Here is a 17,034-nt window from a genome sequence, read left to right as displayed (position 1 = left end):
GATAAAATGAAACCAAGTCATTATCTCGGAATTCAAGTATCTCGATCATCAAGATATTCAGATTCTAAGAGGAGGTCTTGCTTTTGTCAAGTCAAAATGCTGAGGGCAACGCATCACCTGAAGAACGGTTGGCTTCGCAAATGAGAAAGCTGGGAACCAGGACCGTCCTGTACCAACAGCATGTCGCCAGTTCCCTCGGTTTATCCAACACCGATTTGAAATCCGTAGATATATTGTGGGAAACCGGTCCGATTACGGCCGGAGAGCTCTCCAAAATGACCGGTCTTTCCACCGGCACCGTCACCGCCCTGATCGACCGTCTGGAGAAAGCGGGTTACGTGCGGAGAGAGCAGGACCCGTCCGACAGACGCCGGGTCATCATCGTCCCCGACTATTTTGCCAGGGACGAAGTTCGCGAGACCTTCAAGCCGCTGCACGATTCCGTGGTCCGGCTCGGCTCGTCCTATACGGCGGAGCAGATCGAGCTGCTCATTGACTTTGCAGCCAAGGTCAGCGGCATCATGGAGGAGCAGATTCGTACGCTTGGCGGCGGACGCTCCAAATCGGCTGCAGAATAGCATGGCACGCAAAAAAGCACCCCGCGCATAATACGTGAGGTGCTTCTCTTGGATTAAGTATAAAAATTCCGTACTGCTTATTTGAATACTTTAACGCGGTCTTCAAGCGGCTTGAATTCTTTCTCGCCCGGCTGAACTGTCGGTTTGCCGAAAGGCATTTGGGCGATCAGTTTCCAGCTCGCAGGAATGTTCCACTCTGCGGCAACCTTCTGGTCGATCAGCGGGTTGTAGTGCTGCAGGCTGGCGCCAAGGCCTTCGGCTTCAAGCGCGGTCCAGATGACCAATTGGTGCATCGCCGAAGTATGGTGGGACCATACCGGGAAGTTGTCTGCATAAGAAGGGAAGCTTGCTTGCAGTCCTTCAATGACTTCATAATCTTCGAAGAACAGGATTGTGCCGTATCCGGCGCGGAAAGCAGCCATTTTCTCAGCAGTCGGTGCAAAGCTGTCAGCCGGAACAACGGCTTTCAGCACGTTCTCCGTTACATTCCACAGCTTGTCATGCTGCTCGCCAAGCAGAACGACAACGCGTGTGCTTTGCGAGTTGAAAGAAGACGGCGTGTATTTCACCGCGTCGTTGACGATCTCCTGAATTTTCTCGTCGGAGATCACCTGCTCCTTGCTGATTCCATATATGGAACGTCTGTTCTTGAGTGCATCAATAAACTGTTTAGACATTTTTATATCTTCCTCCTTTTTGTTACTTACTTACTTTTTTAGTATACATACACCCTCGTCCAATTACAATACCTTAATTTAAAGATTTTTAACTGGATTGTCACCCCGGTCACGAACGTGACACAAATAACCCGCCAATCGCGGGTGAAGGCGGGTTACGGTCACATAATGTTCACATATTCGGATTTGAAACAGACTACTCGACGACGACGACCTCAGGTTCAGGAACGAAGCCGAACGCCTTGTCGACACCCTCCATGATCACATTCATCAAATATTTAATGTGCTCGGCGGTCGCATGATCCGTGTTGATGATCATGTTCCCGTGGAAAGGAGAAATCATGGCGCCGCCGTATGCCTTCCCTTTCAATTCAAGCCGGTCGACCAAAGCACCGACGGGAACGCCGTAATCGTAATTGTTTTTAAAGACGGATCCGCAGGAAGGATACTCGAAATGGCGCTTGCCGTTCCGGTATTCCTCAATCTGGGTCATCGGGGCGGGCAGATGGATTCCCCGGCTTTGGAGCGCCTTCGCCTCTTCAGCCATATACGAATAGAACGAAGACAGGGACGACATCCCCTCTTTGTCCTTCCAGCGGCTCAGCAGGCGGTTTGCCTGCTGCGGATCCAATTGCTCCGGTACGGCCAGCATATCCGCACCCAAAATAAGCCACGGATTCATCTGGAATATGGACTGCTTATAGCCATATTTGCACTGGCTGACATCAATCGATTGAACGGACAGGGATGGATCTTCCAAGTCCACATAATACACCGTTTTGATAATGTCGCTGATCTGCCGGTGGTTGTACTTGGCGTTCATGTAAATGCCGGCCCCCAGGCCGCCCGGCAGCAAGTAGGTAAACTCGTAACCCGGGATGTTATACATCAGGCCTGCGATCGACAGCATGGACATCGGTGTCCCCGAGGAAATAAACCATTTGTCCGGGGTAATGTCCCAATAAACCAGCCTTTTCAAAGAAATGTACAGCGTATCCTTGCGCGGATTGTCGGGAAACAAAAGATTAGAGCCCATCCCGCAGAAAAAATAGTCCAGGCCGTGGGTTCTGCATCCCTGCAGCAGCGTGATCAGCTCTTCGGCCGTTTCGGGCATAGCGAAGAAATTCGCTTCTCCGCCGATCTGATAGGACGAGTGGTTCGCAAGCGGTTCATTCCGCAAGCACAGATTTTCAAATGTCATCCGGTTATTAATCATCATGGCAAATTCTCACTTTCAACTTTCTTGTCTTTGCACGGTCCCTGGATCGGGAATCCGCGCCTCATAAGAAGCCTAACTAAATATACAGACCTATCTATTCTAATATATCGTCGGTCTTCGCGCCATGTGTCATTTTAAATATAGGAAGTATTGCGGGGAACCTCCCGGTTAATAATGGATCTAGATCCACGCCTTACTTGGAGGTAACTGAATGAAAGTACTTAAAGCCCGCTTGTCGCAAGGTTTCATGATGATCCTGCTGTCCATCGGGATGATGAACCATGTGTTTATCATTCCGTTTCTGCTGCAGAGCTCAGGCAGAGACGCGTGGATCTCGGTCACCTTGTCCATTCTGCCGCTGATGGCCGTGACCGCTATGACGTATTACGTAGCCAAACGATTGGGAAACCGCTCCATCCACGAATGGCTGAGTCAAGAATACGGCCTAGCAGCGGCCGTTCTTCTGCGCATCATCATGAGCGTTTTTTTATACATGATTTGCTTCTATACGTTGTTTGATACGACCACTTGGGCCAAAATCACCTTTTTGACCGAAACGCCGGTATCTGTAACAACCATAGTTATGCTGCTTTTATGCCTATATGCCGCGATCATGGGATTTAAACCCATTGCCATCTCCGCCGGGATTCTCCTGCCGTTCGTCGTCCTACTCGGATTTTTTATCATGACGGTCAATTTTCAAACCAAGGATTACAGCCAGCTGCTGCCGATTCTGTCGAAAGGCTGGGGACCTGTATTTTCCGGACTGGCCAATTCATGTGCAGGTTCCTTTGAAATAATCATGTACCTGTTTCTCCAGCCAAAATTGGCGAAGGCCGCGAAAGCCTGGCAGTTATATGTTCTTGCCTTGGCCCTGACCGGGCTGACCATGGGGCCGCTGATCGGCGCCATCACGATCTTTGATCCGTATGAGGCGTCCAGGCAAATGTATCCGGCGTATGAGGAATGGCGCGTGGCCACCATTGGAAGATATGTCGCTCAGACCGACTTTTTCTCCATCTATCAATGGCTGTCGGGAGCCTTCATCCGGATTTCACTAGCCCTGTATTTTATCGTTGATGTTTGGAACATTAAAGAAAAGATGCCGCGAATTGGCGCATACGTTACCGTCGCTGGCTTGATTCTCCTTATAAGCCTGACCGGACTGAACGATACGAATTTCCTGAAAATTTTAAAACGTTTCTATTTCCCGTTTTCTGCCGCCTTCCTGGGGGCTTTAATCCTCATCTTGTTTGCTTTGGCTCTCATTTCATCCGGAAAGAAAGGAAAAGAACACCATGACAACTAGTACAGAGCAGCCTCAAGTCAGCCTGGCAGATATCGATATCCCGTTCCTCCAAAAGTATTATGAGCCATGCGGCGATGTGGTCCTTCATCCCTTTTATGTAGGGGAAGGAGACCTGAAGCAGTCCATCCTTCTGATTTATTGTGAAGGCATGACGGACGAGGTCCAAATCAACCAGTTCGTGCTCCCTAGGCTGGAACAGATGTACATGGAAACAGGATTCTTCAGCAAAGACAGCATCCGGGACTATCAATCGCTGCCGCTGAAGGAAATGAAGACCCAAAATGTACTGTACGAACTCGATACCCAGGTGTTTCAGGGAATGATGATCCTGTACTTCCAGCATATGAATGCCTTCTACCAATTGAATGTCAGCAGCACCCCTTCCCGGTCTCCGGAGGAGTCATCCACGGAATCTTCCATTAAGGGGCCCCAGGATGGATTTACCGAAAATTTAAGCGTGAACCTCGCACTTGTCCGCAAGCGGCTTCGGACCCAGTCGTTATGCGTGGAAAAATTCGTCCTTTCCGAGCGGGGCCACACACAAATCGCGTTGATGTACATCCGGGATATCATTAACCCGGATATCGTTGATGAAATCAGGAAGAAGATTCAAAGTTTCAACGGGGACGCAATCATCGGCACCACACAAATCGAAGACCTCGTTCAGGGGCAGCTTAAAAGCGTGTTTCCGCTCACCGATTATGTCGGCAGGCCGGATTATGTGGCATCCAGCCTTTTGGCAGGCCGGTTCGTGATTATGTTCGACGGTTCTCCCATGGGAATTATCGCGCCCATCACGCTCTTCAGCCTGATCAAATCGCCGGAAGACTCCAATATGCCCTTTCACATCGTCTCGGTGCAAAGGTTTTTGCGGGTATCGGGCCTCTTTATTGCTATGTTCCTGCCTGGATTCTACGTGGCGCTGACCACCTTCAACCTCGAGCAGATTCCGACTCCGCTGCTGGCAACCATTATGAATTCCAGAATCGGGCTTCCGTTCTCCATTCCCCTGGAATGCTTTTTGATGCTGTTCCTGTTCCAGGTGTTCCATGAAGCGGGCACCCGCCTACCCAAATCGGTCGGCCAGACCGTAACGGTGGTCGGGGGTCTCATTGTCGGCGATGCGGCCATCAGGGCAGGAGTTACGTCTCCGACGATGGTTGTGGCGGTGGCCGTGACGATCATCGCTACCTTTACACTGGTCAATCAAATTCTTTCGGGGACGACGGCTATCATTAGGCTGTATGTTCTCCTGCTTTCTTCTTGCTTGGGCATGTTCGGATTTTTTATCGCGATGTTCTCCGTCCTGCTTCACTTGGCCACGCTGGAAAACTTCGGTGTTCCTTATCTGGCTCCCGCTTCCCCCTTTATCGCCAAGGATTTCTGGGAAGGACTGTTCCGAAAGCCGGTCAAGCTGTTCAAGTACCGTCCGCGGGTGCTGCGGACGCAGGACGATACGCGCAAGGGAGAGTAACGAATGAAAGCCATCATCGTTGTTCTGTTCTGTTCCCTGCTGCTGACCGGCTGCTGGGACTTGAAGGCGGTACAAGATATGAATATCGTGACGGCGCTCGGCATCGATTACAAAAAGGACCATTATGTCGTATACGTCAAGCTGACCGATTTCTCCGCTGTCGGGACAAAGGAAGGCAGCGGGGATTCCAAACCTGCATCAACCTGGGTGGGGGTCGGCGAAGGCCCCACTGTGTTATTGGCTATCAACGATATTTACAGATCCGCCCAGCACCTTTCGACAGCCTCTTGCGTTCCAGAGAGCTGCGGTATACATCCTGGGTGTACGGAACCGATAAACCGATCGAGTCGATATTCATGGCAGATACGACGCTGAACCAGTCCCCTCTGATGCTGGAAATGTTTGAGCCTAAGGAGACCTATAAGCAGCGATCCGCGATCATGCCGATTCAGCTGCAAAAATTAGTCAACAGCATCCGGGAGCCTGCAACCAGCGTGCTGCTTCCCGTCCTGTCCGTAACGGACCGGAAATGGATGGCCAACCAAAAGGATAAAACCCCCTCCATGATGGAGCTCACAGGCGTGTATGTCATCAACAAAGGAGCGAATGAGGGATGGGTCGCCGAGGAGGACATGATGGGCGCCAGATTGATTCGGTACAGCCATATGTTAAGATATCCGTTCAGCATTCCCGAAAGATACGGCCTGAACAACACGTTGAATTTGACTGGGCCGCATACGAAAATCTCGTTGGACCCAGATACGTCTGAACGCTTAAACATAAATATCAACCTTACAGTCAATGCCACTGTATTAGAAACGCGTACCGAGGCTGGGATGTCAGAATATCAGATGGAGCAGCAGGCCCAGTCGATCCTGAAAAAGGACATCATGAAGGAGTTTAACGATGCGAAAGATAAAAATATCGACTTGTTCGGGATCGAGGAGTGGTTATACCGCCATCATAATGATAGCTGGAAACGGTACGTCTCCCGGGGGCCGATCCTTCCCAAAATAAATATTAAGGATGTGAACGTAAAAGTCATCATTAAGCATTCCAACACCTATATCACCGGATGAAATACATGGTACACCGATCCCCCTGCGCATCAAGAGGCGTAGGGGGATCGGTGTTTTTATCGGATTACGTTCTGCCTCTCGGCTTCCCCCCCACTTTACACACGGCTCCGATCAGGATAAGGTTATATATTGATGCTGCATATACGGCCTGTAAATTATACGATAAGAAGGTACGCACATGAATTCACCAACAACCAATCACTCCCGGGTGCTGATCATGACCGCCGTCGAGGCCGAGCGGGAGGCGGTTCTTCGCGGACTCGGCAGCCCGGATTTTATCGACGTCGAGCTGGCCGGCGTCGGACCGGCCTCCGCCGCCGCCCGTACGGCTCGCGTTCTGGCCGGTAACGAATACGGCCTGGTCATCAGCGCCGGCATCGGCGGCGGATTTACGGATCGGGCCGGCATCGGCTCGATCGTCATTGCCGATCAGCTGATCGCGGCTGATCTTGGCGCGGAGACGCCGGACGGCTTTCTCAGCGTGGACGAGCTTGGGTTCGGCTCTTCCCGCCTCGAGCCGGATCTTCCGCTCGTCCGCCGCCTCGAGCAAGCCATGGCTTCCGCCGGACTGGCGGTTCGAAGCGGTGCCGTCCTGACGGTCACGACCGGGACCGGCTCGGCGCAAACCGCCGCCGCGTTAAGGCAGCGGTATGAGGACGCTGCCGCGGAAGCGATGGAAGGCTTCGGCGTGGCTGAAGCCGCCCGGCTGTTCGGACTCCCCTGCCTGGAAATTCGTACGATATCGAATGCCATCGGTCCACGGGACCGTTCCGCCTGGCGGATGAAAGAAGCTTTCGAAGCACTTGAAGCAGCAAGCTCAATCTTAGTGGAGGTATTAAAACGATGAAAATTGCATTTTCCCCTTGTCCCAACGACACTTTTGTCTTCCATGCTGCGGCGCACGGCCTCATTCCCGCCGCACCGGAGCTGGAAGTCACCTATGCGGATATTGATATTACGAATAACCTGGCATCGAACCCGGGCAGCGACCTGGACGTGCTTAAAGTTTCTTATGCCGCCCTGCCTTGGGTTCTGGACGAATACGCCCTCATTCCATGCGGCGGCGCCTTGGGCCGCGGCTGCGGACCGCTTGTACTGACCAAAGGCGGCCAAGCCGACCCTTCGGAACTTAGCGGACGCCGGGTTGCCGTTCCGAGCGAAAAATCGACGGCCTACCTGCTATTCCGCCTGTGGGCCGCCCAGAACGTACCCGGTGGGATTGGCGAAATCGTGGTCATGCCGTTCGACCAAATCATGCCTGCCGTCCGCGACGGCTTGATTGACGCGGGGCTGGTCATTCACGAAGCCAGATTCACGTATCCGTCCTACGGCTTGTCCTTGATGACGGATCTTGGCAGCTGGTGGGAAAGCGATACCGGCCTGCCGATTCCGCTCGGCGCGATCATTGCCAAGCGGTCCCTCGACCTGGACGCGATCGAAGACTGGATCCGTCAGTCCGTCGAATACGCCTGGGCCCATCCCGAAGCTTCCCGGGAATACGTGCTGAGCCATGCCCAGGAGCTGGATCCTGACGTTGCCCAGCAGCATATTGACCTGTATGTCAACGACTTTACGCGCAACCTCGGGGACGACGGATACGCCGCGATCACTTCGCTGCTGACCCGGGCGGCCGGCGAAGGCCTGGTTCCTCCGATTGATCCGGAAGCGCTGCGCAAATAAGCGGATGATCGTAACAAAAACCTATCAAATCATGCAGCATAAAAACCCGCCTCCTGGAAGGCGGGTTTTATCTGTGTCAGGCATTTTAAAGACAAAGATTTTTTTAAGGAACGATCAACAATTCCGTTCCGGCTGTATCCACGGAATTCCCCCCGACCAAGATCCGCACCCGGCAGGGCTGTGCCTTAAACAGCATGTCCTGATTCCAAAAAGCCAGCTCCTCGTGACCAAGTTTGAAGACAACGTTCTGCTGTTCCCCTGACGCCAATTCGATCTTCCGGAATCCCTTGAGTTCGGCGATCCTCCGGCTAATTCCAGATTCCCGCACTTGAATATATAATTGGACCGTTTCGGCGCCGCTGCGAGGACCGGCATTAACAATCCCGACTGTTACGCTTACGTGTCCTCCAGCTTCCAACTCGCTTACCTTGATCCGATCAGTTGAAAGGGACACATTCCCGTATTCAAATGTCGTGTAGCTGATCCCATAACCGAAAGGATATAGAGGAGAAGAAGGCATATCAACGTAATGACGCGGTCTTCCCGGATCCTTTTGATTATAGTAAACGGGCAGCTGAGCCGCGGAACGGGGCATCGAAACCGGCAGTTTCCCGCTAGGATTCACCTTCCCGAACAGAATCTCCGCAATGGCCTGTCCCCCTTCCGTTCCAGGATACCACCCGCATAATATCGCATCGCAGTGCGCCTCAATGCCGGTTAATGCATGAGGGCGGCCTTGAATCATGACGGCAACGGTCGGTACGCCCGTGGCAGCGATTCGCTCAACCAACTGTTCCTGAACACCGCCAAGAGAAAGACTGGCTAAATCTACGCCTTCGCCGCAGTCCATTTCGGAGGGACTTCCTTCTCCCACGATGGCTTCACCATTGCTGTCAAAGGCCCCGTTAAACTGACGGGCGCTGCTTCCACCGAGCACCAACACCGCCACATCCGCGTCCTGGGCGGCGGCGATAGCTTCCTTAAAGCCTGCTGTTGATCCGTCCCGGATGCCACAACCAAGCGCAAAGACCACTTCGGTCCCTTCCGGTGCGCACGTTCGAATGCCTTGTAGAACGGTCGTCCCTTTCCCTTCCCGCTGCACGCTCGTATAATCACCCAATTGGTTGTACAAGCGATCGGCGTTTGGACCGATGACTGCGATTTTCCGCTTCTCCCCTTTCGGAATGTCCAGCGGCAGCAGCTGATTCGTATTTTTAAGCAGGACGATGGACTCCCGTGCCAGCTGAAGATTGGTTTCCCGCGCTGCCGGCGCGCCTACAGCCGAAATGGCCCGGGTCTCATCTGCATATGGGCGGTCAAACAGTCCGAGCCTGAACTTGAGGCGCAGCACCCGGCTTACTGCACGATCGATGGTTTGTTCGGAAACCACCCCCTGGCTCACCGCCTTTTCCAGAGTGGAAAACGCAGTGTCCCATAAGCTCAGATCAACGCCTGCAGACAATGCGAGGGCGGCAGCGGACTCATGGCTCCCCGTCAGCGCTACAAGCCTGTCCACGGCGACGCCGTCGGCCATGACGATCCCTTCGAATCCCCATTCCTCCCGGAGGATGCCTGTTAATAGGGCATGATTGGCATGACAGGGAATCCCGTCAATTTCATTATAGGCAGCCATAAAGCCCGCTGCTCCCGCCTTTGCCCCAGCACTGGCGCCAGGCAGATGAATCTCTCTCAGCTCCCGTTCGCCGATAGCCGCTGGCCCGGCGTTCCGCCCGCCTTGCGCAGTCCCTTGGGCACAGAGATGCTTGAGCACAACAGCCACTTTGTCTGATCCCGCCAGCATTTCGGGCGTAGTCCCCTGCATTCCCCGTACGGCCGCTTCCGTAAACCGCGCAGCCAGATAAGGATCTTCACTGAAGCATTCTTCGGAACGCCCCCAGCGCGGGTCATGCAATATATCAAGAGCCGATACAAGTCCAATGTGGGCTCCCCTGCTCCGGATCTCCGATGCGATGTATGAACTGGCGCGCTGCATCAGATCCGGATTCCAGGTGGCGCCTACGCCCAGGTTGACCGGAAACAGCGTTCCGTCCAACGCCTGGTGCCCATGAGGGCACTCCTCTGTCAGCAGTACCGGTATCCCGAGGCGCGTATTTTCGACGACATAACGCTGAACCTTGTTGGCAGCTTCCGCGCTATTCTCTGTCGGGATTCCGTTGCCATAATGAACGCCGGACCAAGGATCGCTGCGGAACAATCCGTACAGCGCACCCATTCCTCCGCCGCGGGCGACCTCCTCTTTAAAGGCTTCGGTCAACGTTATCTCTTCGCCTGTCCGGACATAAGCGTCCCATCCATACATCCGCTGGTTCAGCTGGCCTACTTTTTCCTGCAGCGTCATCCGCTCGATCAAATCTTGGACCCTTTCCTCGATTGAATAACCGGGCTGCCTATATTTCTCCATCCTTAAGACTCCTTCCGATATCTCCTTCGCTACTCTCCCTCAGCCTTTTTACCGGCCATCAACCCGCGGTATTCCTTCGGAGTCATTCCCGTATACGTCTTGAAAACCGACACAAAATATTTATACTCCTTGTACCCCGCCTGATCTGCAATCTCGAATACTTTATCATGGGTCGTCGCAAGGAGCTTCTTGGCATGGTTAATCCGTTTCTCGTTCATATACTCGGTGAAGCCCTTGCCCGTACTCTGCTTAAATATATAACTGAAATGGCTTGGCGTGATTTTCAGCCAGGAGGCAACCTCAGAAGCCTTTAAATCCATCCTGAATTGATCATCCATGTACCTCTTCGCTTTCTCGATAATCCAGTAAGACTTATCAAGCCCGCTTACGTTGACTTGGTGCTGCAGTTCCAGCATCTCGTCCAGCACTAGCTTTTGAAGGGAATGATAAGAATTGTAAATGCTCAAGTCGGCAGCCGCCTTGAAACCGGCATCCATATCCGGCATCCCGCTTCGGCGCAGCTGCTGGCGCAGCAGTACCCATAATTCTTCATAAATATGAAGGATATCCTCCAGTAAAAGTCCATTTTCCCGAAAAACGGCAAACATATCGGCGATAAATGCACCCATATCTTCAGGATCCTGTTTAAAAAGCCTGCTGACCAGCTCCCGGACAGCCGTCACCGTGTCATAGTTTGGAATCACCCTCTGGATCTCCATGGCTTCCCGGTATTCAGGAAGCAGCAGTTGCTGTCCTTCCAGAACATAATACGGCAGCAGGCTGACCGCTTCCGTGCATGCGGATGCAGCAAGCTCAAGCGTATGGAAAGGTGCCGAGACGCCGAGGTAAACGGTACCTATTTCTTCAAGGCATGCAATCATTCCGGTTAGCAGTTCATCCCAGACCGGACGCTCCTGAGAGGTTTTCACCACGATCAGCGAAATCATCAGATTTTCGTTCTTCAGGACGGATACCGATTCCAGGCAATGATTGTCGGTAAACAGATGGTTAATCGCCTTACTCCATCGATTTTGGAGCGCTTCCAATTCATCTGACGCCGTTCCGCCAAACCGGGTATGATAGTCGGCGATCTGCGAAGCCACAATACGATACTCCGTCCCCAGCAGGCAGGCGGGAACTTTGCCGGATGCAAATCCGCTTCTGACAAGACCTGCAAACCAAAGTCGCGCTTCCTGCAGTCCCATATGCTCCTGTCGGTCGACCCGGCTGACAACTCCCTTCACGACGGCTGTCAGTTCATCGACGTCCACCGGCTTAAGCAAGTAATCCGTCACACCAAGCCGCATTGCCTGGCGCGCGTAATCAAAATCCTCATAGCCGCTGACCAGAATCATGCACACCTCCGGAAAGAGGACCTTCAACCGCTCAGCAAGCTGAAGCCCATCCATGCCGTCCATGCGGATATCTGAGAGAACGAGATCTACGCCGCCGCATTCGGCGATTCGCTGCAGCGCCTCTCTGCCATCTTCCGCTTCTCCGACAACTTCGACGCCATAATCTGTCCAATCGATCGTATGATGAAGTCCTTTGCGAATCACGGCTTCATCATCGACGATGAGCATCCTGATTTTTCTGGATTGTTCATAGTTAACCGTCATTTTCATCCACCGCCAGGCTAGGCTGTATGTCAGCATCGGGAATCCGCAGCCGTACCCAAGTCCCGTCCGTAGAAGTCTGAACGATTTGCAGCCCGAACCCTTCACCGAAATAGATCGAAAGTCTATCGTGTATGTTCATCATGGCGCCCTCCCTGTTGACGTCCGCCCCCGCATGTTCTAGCGCGGCCTGAACTTCTTCTTTACGCTCCGGCTCCATTCCCAACCCATTGTCAACCACATCGATCCAGATTTCGCCGGTGTTTTTGTAGCATTTCACATGTACGATATACCGCGGCTTATTTTTGTCCAAACCGTGTTTGATAAAGTTCTCCACCAAGGGCTGAATGGTCGCTTTCAGAATCGGCACCTGCTCGATCCCAGCCTCCATGAACAGCGCATACTGAAGCTTGTCACCAAGGCGATTCTGCTGCAAAAACAAATACGACCGCACGAACTCCATTTCTTTGTAGAGAGTCGTCTCGTAGTTCCCGTTGTCGATGCTGCTGCGGAAAAACTTCGAGAGCATCTCAATCAGCTGACTCGATTTCGACGCTTTTTCCAGCCTAGCCGTCCAGCGGATCATATCAAGCGTATTATACAAAAAATGGGGGTCCATCTGGTTCTGCATAAGCTTTAGTTCCGATTCCCGCTGACGAAGCTCGAGCTTATATTTATGCTCAATCAATTCCTTAATCGTGACCACCATTTCATTGAATTTACGGTTAAGCTCGGCAATTTCGTCATGGGAATTGACCGGAACCCGAGCGTTATAATCCCCGTAGGTCACGCGGTTCGTCTCCTTTTTCAGCCGGAGAATGGGGCGGATAATCGTATAATGGAACCCGATGAGCGCCGTGAGTCCGAGAAGCTGTATCACAGCGATAATGAAGATCATCAATATTTTGACGCTCCGGAATTCCTGATTAACCTTCACTTCCGGAATCATCGAGATGATCGTCCAGTCCGTATTTTCGATCCGGTTATAAAGCGTCAGATACCGCTTGTCCTCTATTTTCGCCGTAATAAAGCCATCTTTGCTGTTCTCAAGCTCATTCATCAGCGCGTTGTCCGGCACATAGGCATCCGGCAAATGATGCTTCGATTCCATAATCATCTGCCCTTGATCCCCAACGATGAACACACTCCCGCTGCCCTCCTCGAAAATCCCTTTTTCCAGAAGCTCCACGATGCTCGCCTCATCCAGACGAATGATCAAGCTGCCCAGAGGTTTAGTAATTTCGCTGTACGAGTTAAGCAAGCGAAACAAGGACAGCACGCGGACATGTCCGTTCCATCCGCTGTTCAGCTCATATCCTTCCGTCCAGACGATCCCCCCCTTCCGCTGCCTTGCCAGCTCCATCCACCGCGACTCGTCCCCGTAGAACGGTTCTCCCATCCCGATAAAATTCCCGTTCAATCCGGAAATTTCAATCGAACGGATGTAGCTCTTCGACATCAGCTGGAACGTCAGAAAGTCTTCGATCTTCCGCTTGAGATCCGTCTTTTGATCGCTCGTCAGCGGAGGGCTGCTTCTTAGAAAAGTTCTCATATCCGGGCTGAGAATCAAATAATTGGCAATGTCCTTCACCATCGCGGTCTGTTCTTCAAGCTGGTTCGTTACATTGTCCAAATTGCGTTTGGTCGAGTTGATAAAGCGCTCTTCCAGGATCTGATTAAATTGATGCTGAACGACGACCCCAACGCCGAGAGTCGGCAAAAGGACGAACAGCAAAAATATGACAAGCGCCTTCTTTTTCAAGCTGAAATTGCCTAGATGCCTTCTGAAGCTTGTCTTCATGCGATCTTCTCCTTCAGGCTGCCCTGCGCATTACCCTTTGACCGCCCCTGCCGTCATACCGCTTACCAGCTGCTTCTGCAGCAGCAGATAGAAAATAATAATCGGGATCAGGGCAATCGTAAGCGCGGCCATCTGCAGTGTCATACTGGCCGTTTCGATGCCGGCAAAGTTAGAAAGGCCCAGAGGCAGCGTCTTTAGGGAACCCGAAGTAATGAGTACAAGGGCAAACAAATATTCATTCCAGTTATAAATGAAATTTAGTATCACGACCGTAGCCAGGGCTGGTCTTGTGATCGGAAGAAGAATCGACCAGAAAATACGATAAATTCCTGCACCGTCCATGACCCCCGATTCTTCCAGATCCTTCGGAAATCCCCGCATGAAGCCTTCCAGGATAAACACGGTCAAGGAAAGATGGAATGCCGTATAGGGCAGAATCAATGCTAACCGCGTATCCAGCAAATGTACCTTTTGCATGATCAGGAAGATCGGAATGAGTGTCGCGTGAATAGGTACCAGCATGCCTAACAGAAACAACCCATACACGGTACCCCGCAGCTTAAACGTAAACCGCGACAAAAAATAGGCGGCGAGCGAACCGAGCAGGACCGTGACGGCCAACGACACAAAGGTAATGATGATGCTGTTCAAAAAGTACGTGTTCATATTGGCAACTTTCCAGGCACCGGCATAGTTGGAAAACTGCAAATGCGACGGGAGCGAGAAAGGACTTCTGGAATATTCTTGCTCTTCCTTAAACGAATTGACGACCATCCAAAATAACGGAACTATATTTATAATAGCGAACAGGCTCAAAAAAGTGTATGCAATTATATGGAACAGTTTGGACTTTCTGACCAAGGGATAACCTCCTTCCTTTAAGCGTTCTTTTCTCTTCCGAGTCGGTTTAACAGACTTATGACAATCAAACTGAACAGTAGAATCAGGATCGAAACGGCACTCCCATATCCGTAGCGCATATTCATAAAGGCGCTATTGTACATGTAAATCGTCATGACCTCGGTCTGATGGGCAGGACCGCCTCCGGTCATGATCTGAATAAGATCAAATACACGGAAAGAGTTGCTGATGCTGTAAACAACGCCCACCATAATCGTCCCGCGGATCATCGGAATCGTTATGCGCAGCGTACGCTTTAGACCGGTCGCCCCGTCCAGTTCGGCAGCTTCGTTAACCTCGTCCGGAATGTTCTGCAATGCAGCCAGAAAGATAACCATATAGAGTCCGCAGTTTTGCCAAATGTAGGCGATGCTGATGGACAGCATCGACCATTTGGAATCGCCCAGCCAATTCTGCTTCCAGCTCTCTGCGCCGAATAAACCGAGGACATTGTTCAGCATTCCGTATTCCGTGTTGTACACCATCCCCCAGATCATGGACACCATGACCGAAGAAATGACGACGGGCATGAAACCTATTGTCCGGAAGAATCCGGATCCTTTCATCTTGCGGTTAAGCAAAAGGGCGAGCACAAGCCCGAGCGGGATCTGGCCCGCCAGCCCTGTTACCATGATGATGAGATTGTTTTTGACTGACAGCCAAAAAATGTCGTCCTTCAAAATATCCAAGTAGTTATCCAAGCCGACAAAGCTCATGGAGCCGATGCCGTTCCAATCCATTAGCGAGTAGTACAGCGACAACCCGATCGGAACGATGGCGATTCCCAGGTAGATGAGAAGCGCAGGAAACAAGCCAAGAAAGATAGCTAGCTTCGTCCCTTTTAAGGTGTGCATATGTGGTCCCTCCTTTTCATCACCCCACTCATGCGATCTGATAAAAGGAAGAAAACCCGGTAGCCCAGGTTTCCTTCACGTTTTTCATCTCAGACACGAACAGGCTCACAGTGCCATTCTATTTCATGTTATCGAAAGCCTCCTGAACATCCTTGGCTACCTGCTCCGGAGTCCCATGGCCAACAGTTAGCGCCTGCAGGCCGTTTTGCATGACGTCAACCACCTGTGTCGGAATCACACTGTCGAATACTGGAGCGGTTCCCTTACTGGTGAGTTCCATCATTTCTTTCAAATACTTGCTTGCATCTGCGGGAATGTCCACCTTTGCAGGAACAACGACCCCGCTGCTGATCAGTTGTTTATACAAATCCTCGTTCACAAAAAACTTCAGAAACTCCTCGGCGGCCTGCTGCTTTTTCTCGTCCAGTCCGCTTTTAATCCCGATGCCGTACTGAACGACTCCGGCGCTCTTGGCAGGATCACCTTTTCCGCCATCCACTTTCGGGAACAGCGCGATTCCGAACTTGTCCCCTTCATCGTTTTGGATACGAATGCGGCCGTCAACGGTCGAAGAGGAAATATGCATTGCCGCTTTTCCCTGGATAAAGTAATCCTGGGCCTGCACCGTATCCATATTGTTAGCGTCGGTATTAAACGCTTTCAGTTTGCTGAGCTCATCAATGACGGAGATCGCCTTGACGAAATCCGGGTCGGTAAATTTGGCTTCCTTGTTCATCACTTTCGTCAAGAAGTCGCTGCCCGTAAACCGGTCACCGATGATGGACAGGTAAGAGGATTGCAGCGGCCACTGCTCTTTATTTCCTAAAGAAATCGGCGTTATTCCCGCGTCTTTCAGCTTTTTCACCGCATCGATGAATTTCTCATAGGTATCCGGGAATTGGTCGTAGCCCACTTTGGCCAACATCTCTTTGTTATAGTAGATAATATCCACGAATGTCTGTTTGGTAGGGATGGCGTATTGCTGGTCGCCGACTTTAAAGCCGGCCAGCGCGCTTTCTGGAAGAATGCTGTTCCACTGGTCCATCATGTCATTGATCGGTGCAAGCAGTTTACCGTCTACAAGCGGGGCCAGATCCGCTCCCGGCCATAACACGTCGATGTCAGCCAAATTGTTGCCTGCAGCGAGGGTACGCAGCTTGGTCTTGTATTGGGCAGAAGGCACGCCGTCCTGCTTAATGATGATATCGGGATGCTGTTTTTCGAACTCTTCGATCCGTTTCTTATACACATCATTGTCCACGTTTGGCGATGTCCAAGGATGCATCATGGTCAGCGTCACTTTCCCGTTCTTGGCATCTGCTCCTCCGTCCGCCTGATTATTGCCGCATGCGGCTGTAATCACCATAATGACGGCAACCAAACCTGTCATCAGCCATTTCAATCGATTCTGTGATTTTTTCATAC

General features: G+C 51.8%; 15 protein-coding genes. 7 read left to right on the top strand and 8 right to left on the bottom strand.

All coding sequences use genetic code 11. The features are described from left to right. Positions 1–140: 140 nt before the first annotated feature. On the top strand, positions 141–578 hold the full coding sequence (locus MKY74_RS16725; protein WP_084203843.1) for a MarR family winged helix-turn-helix transcriptional regulator: 438 nt from the start codon (positions 141–143) through the stop codon (positions 576–578). Positions 579–655: 77 nt separating this feature from the next. Here the strand turns inward: MKY74_RS16725 and MKY74_RS16720 are convergent, their stop codons facing one another. Then, a complete protein-coding gene (locus MKY74_RS16720; RefSeq protein WP_076167585.1) occupies positions 656–1,255 on the bottom strand; it encodes a nitroreductase family protein in 600 nt (199 codons plus the stop codon). A gap of 196 nt (positions 1,256–1,451) precedes the next feature. Further along, entirely contained in the window at positions 1,452–2,474 is a 1,023-nt protein-coding gene (locus MKY74_RS16715) for a UDP-N-acetylmuramate dehydrogenase (protein ID WP_244169189.1), read from the bottom strand. Positions 2,475–2,685: 211 nt separating this feature from the next. On the opposite strand from MKY74_RS16715, the gene MKY74_RS16710 reads away from it, so the two are divergent. From MKY74_RS16710 to MKY74_RS16685, 6 genes are all read left to right on the top strand, one after another. Next, positions 2,686–3,783, top strand: a complete 1,098-nt coding sequence (locus tag MKY74_RS16710; protein ID WP_076167588.1) for a GerAB/ArcD/ProY family transporter — start codon at positions 2,686–2,688, stop codon at positions 3,781–3,783. Next, the gene (locus MKY74_RS16705) at positions 3,773–5,257 is read left to right on the top strand and encodes a spore germination protein (protein WP_076167591.1); all 1,485 of its coding nucleotides are present in this window, start codon (positions 3,773–3,775) and stop codon (positions 5,255–5,257) included. Before MKY74_RS16710 ends, MKY74_RS16705 begins: the two co-directional genes overlap by 11 nt. Positions 5,258–5,260: 3 nt before the next feature. Further along, positions 5,261–5,632 (top strand): Ger(x)C family spore germination protein, encoded by a 372-nt coding sequence (locus MKY74_RS16700; protein WP_076167594.1) that lies wholly within the window; start codon positions 5,261–5,263, stop codon positions 5,630–5,632. Then, on the top strand, positions 5,578–6,336 hold the full coding sequence (locus MKY74_RS16695) for a Ger(x)C family spore germination C-terminal domain-containing protein (RefSeq protein ID WP_445671804.1): 759 nt from the start codon (positions 5,578–5,580) through the stop codon (positions 6,334–6,336). Before MKY74_RS16700 ends, MKY74_RS16695 begins: the two co-directional genes overlap by 55 nt. Before the next feature lie 178 nt (positions 6,337–6,514). Further along, positions 6,515–7,183 (top strand): futalosine hydrolase, encoded by a 669-nt coding sequence (locus tag MKY74_RS16690; RefSeq protein ID WP_076167599.1) that lies wholly within the window; start codon positions 6,515–6,517, stop codon positions 7,181–7,183. Continuing rightward, positions 7,180–8,016, top strand: coding sequence for a 1,4-dihydroxy-6-naphthoate synthase (locus tag MKY74_RS16685; RefSeq protein ID WP_076167601.1), 837 nt, complete (start codon positions 7,180–7,182; stop codon positions 8,014–8,016). Before MKY74_RS16690 ends, MKY74_RS16685 begins: the two co-directional genes overlap by 4 nt. Before the next feature lie 103 nt (positions 8,017–8,119). On the opposite strand, the gene MKY74_RS16680 is transcribed toward MKY74_RS16685, so the two are convergent. The 6 genes from MKY74_RS16680 to MKY74_RS16655 form a co-directional block, all read right to left on the bottom strand. Further along, positions 8,120–10,438, bottom strand: a complete 2,319-nt coding sequence (locus MKY74_RS16680) for a glycoside hydrolase family 3 N-terminal domain-containing protein (protein WP_076167603.1) — start codon at positions 10,436–10,438, stop codon at positions 8,120–8,122. Between the two features lie 29 nt (positions 10,439–10,467). Beyond that, complete coding sequence (locus MKY74_RS16675) at positions 10,468–12,057, bottom strand: response regulator transcription factor (protein WP_076167605.1); 1,590 nt, start codon at positions 12,055–12,057, stop codon at positions 10,468–10,470. After that, positions 12,047–13,855, bottom strand: a complete 1,809-nt coding sequence (locus tag MKY74_RS16670; protein ID WP_076167607.1) for a cache domain-containing sensor histidine kinase — start codon at positions 13,853–13,855, stop codon at positions 12,047–12,049. Before MKY74_RS16670 ends, MKY74_RS16675 begins: the two co-directional genes overlap by 11 nt. 30 nt (positions 13,856–13,885) lie before the next feature. After that, positions 13,886–14,716 (bottom strand): carbohydrate ABC transporter permease, encoded by an 831-nt coding sequence (locus tag MKY74_RS16665; protein ID WP_076167609.1) that lies wholly within the window; start codon positions 14,714–14,716, stop codon positions 13,886–13,888. Between the two features lie 17 nt (positions 14,717–14,733). Further along, positions 14,734–15,609 carry a carbohydrate ABC transporter permease gene (locus MKY74_RS16660; protein ID WP_076167611.1) on the bottom strand — a complete coding sequence of 292 codons (876 nt, stop codon included), beginning with the start codon at positions 15,607–15,609 and terminating at the stop codon, positions 14,734–14,736. Positions 15,610–15,727: 118 nt separating this feature from the next. After that, positions 15,728–17,032 carry an extracellular solute-binding protein gene (locus MKY74_RS16655; RefSeq protein WP_076167614.1) on the bottom strand — a complete coding sequence of 435 codons (1,305 nt, stop codon included), beginning with the start codon at positions 17,030–17,032 and terminating at the stop codon, positions 15,728–15,730. Positions 17,033–17,034 lie beyond the last annotated feature (2 nt).

It is taken from the genome of Paenibacillus sp. FSL R5-0378 (assembly GCF_038009285.1).
Taxonomy (GTDB): domain Bacteria; phylum Bacillota; class Bacilli; order Paenibacillales; family Paenibacillaceae; genus Paenibacillus_AQ; species Paenibacillus_AQ favisporus.
The sequence above is the reverse complement of the archived record's forward strand: the minus strand, read 5'-3'. Positions and strand labels throughout refer to the sequence as shown.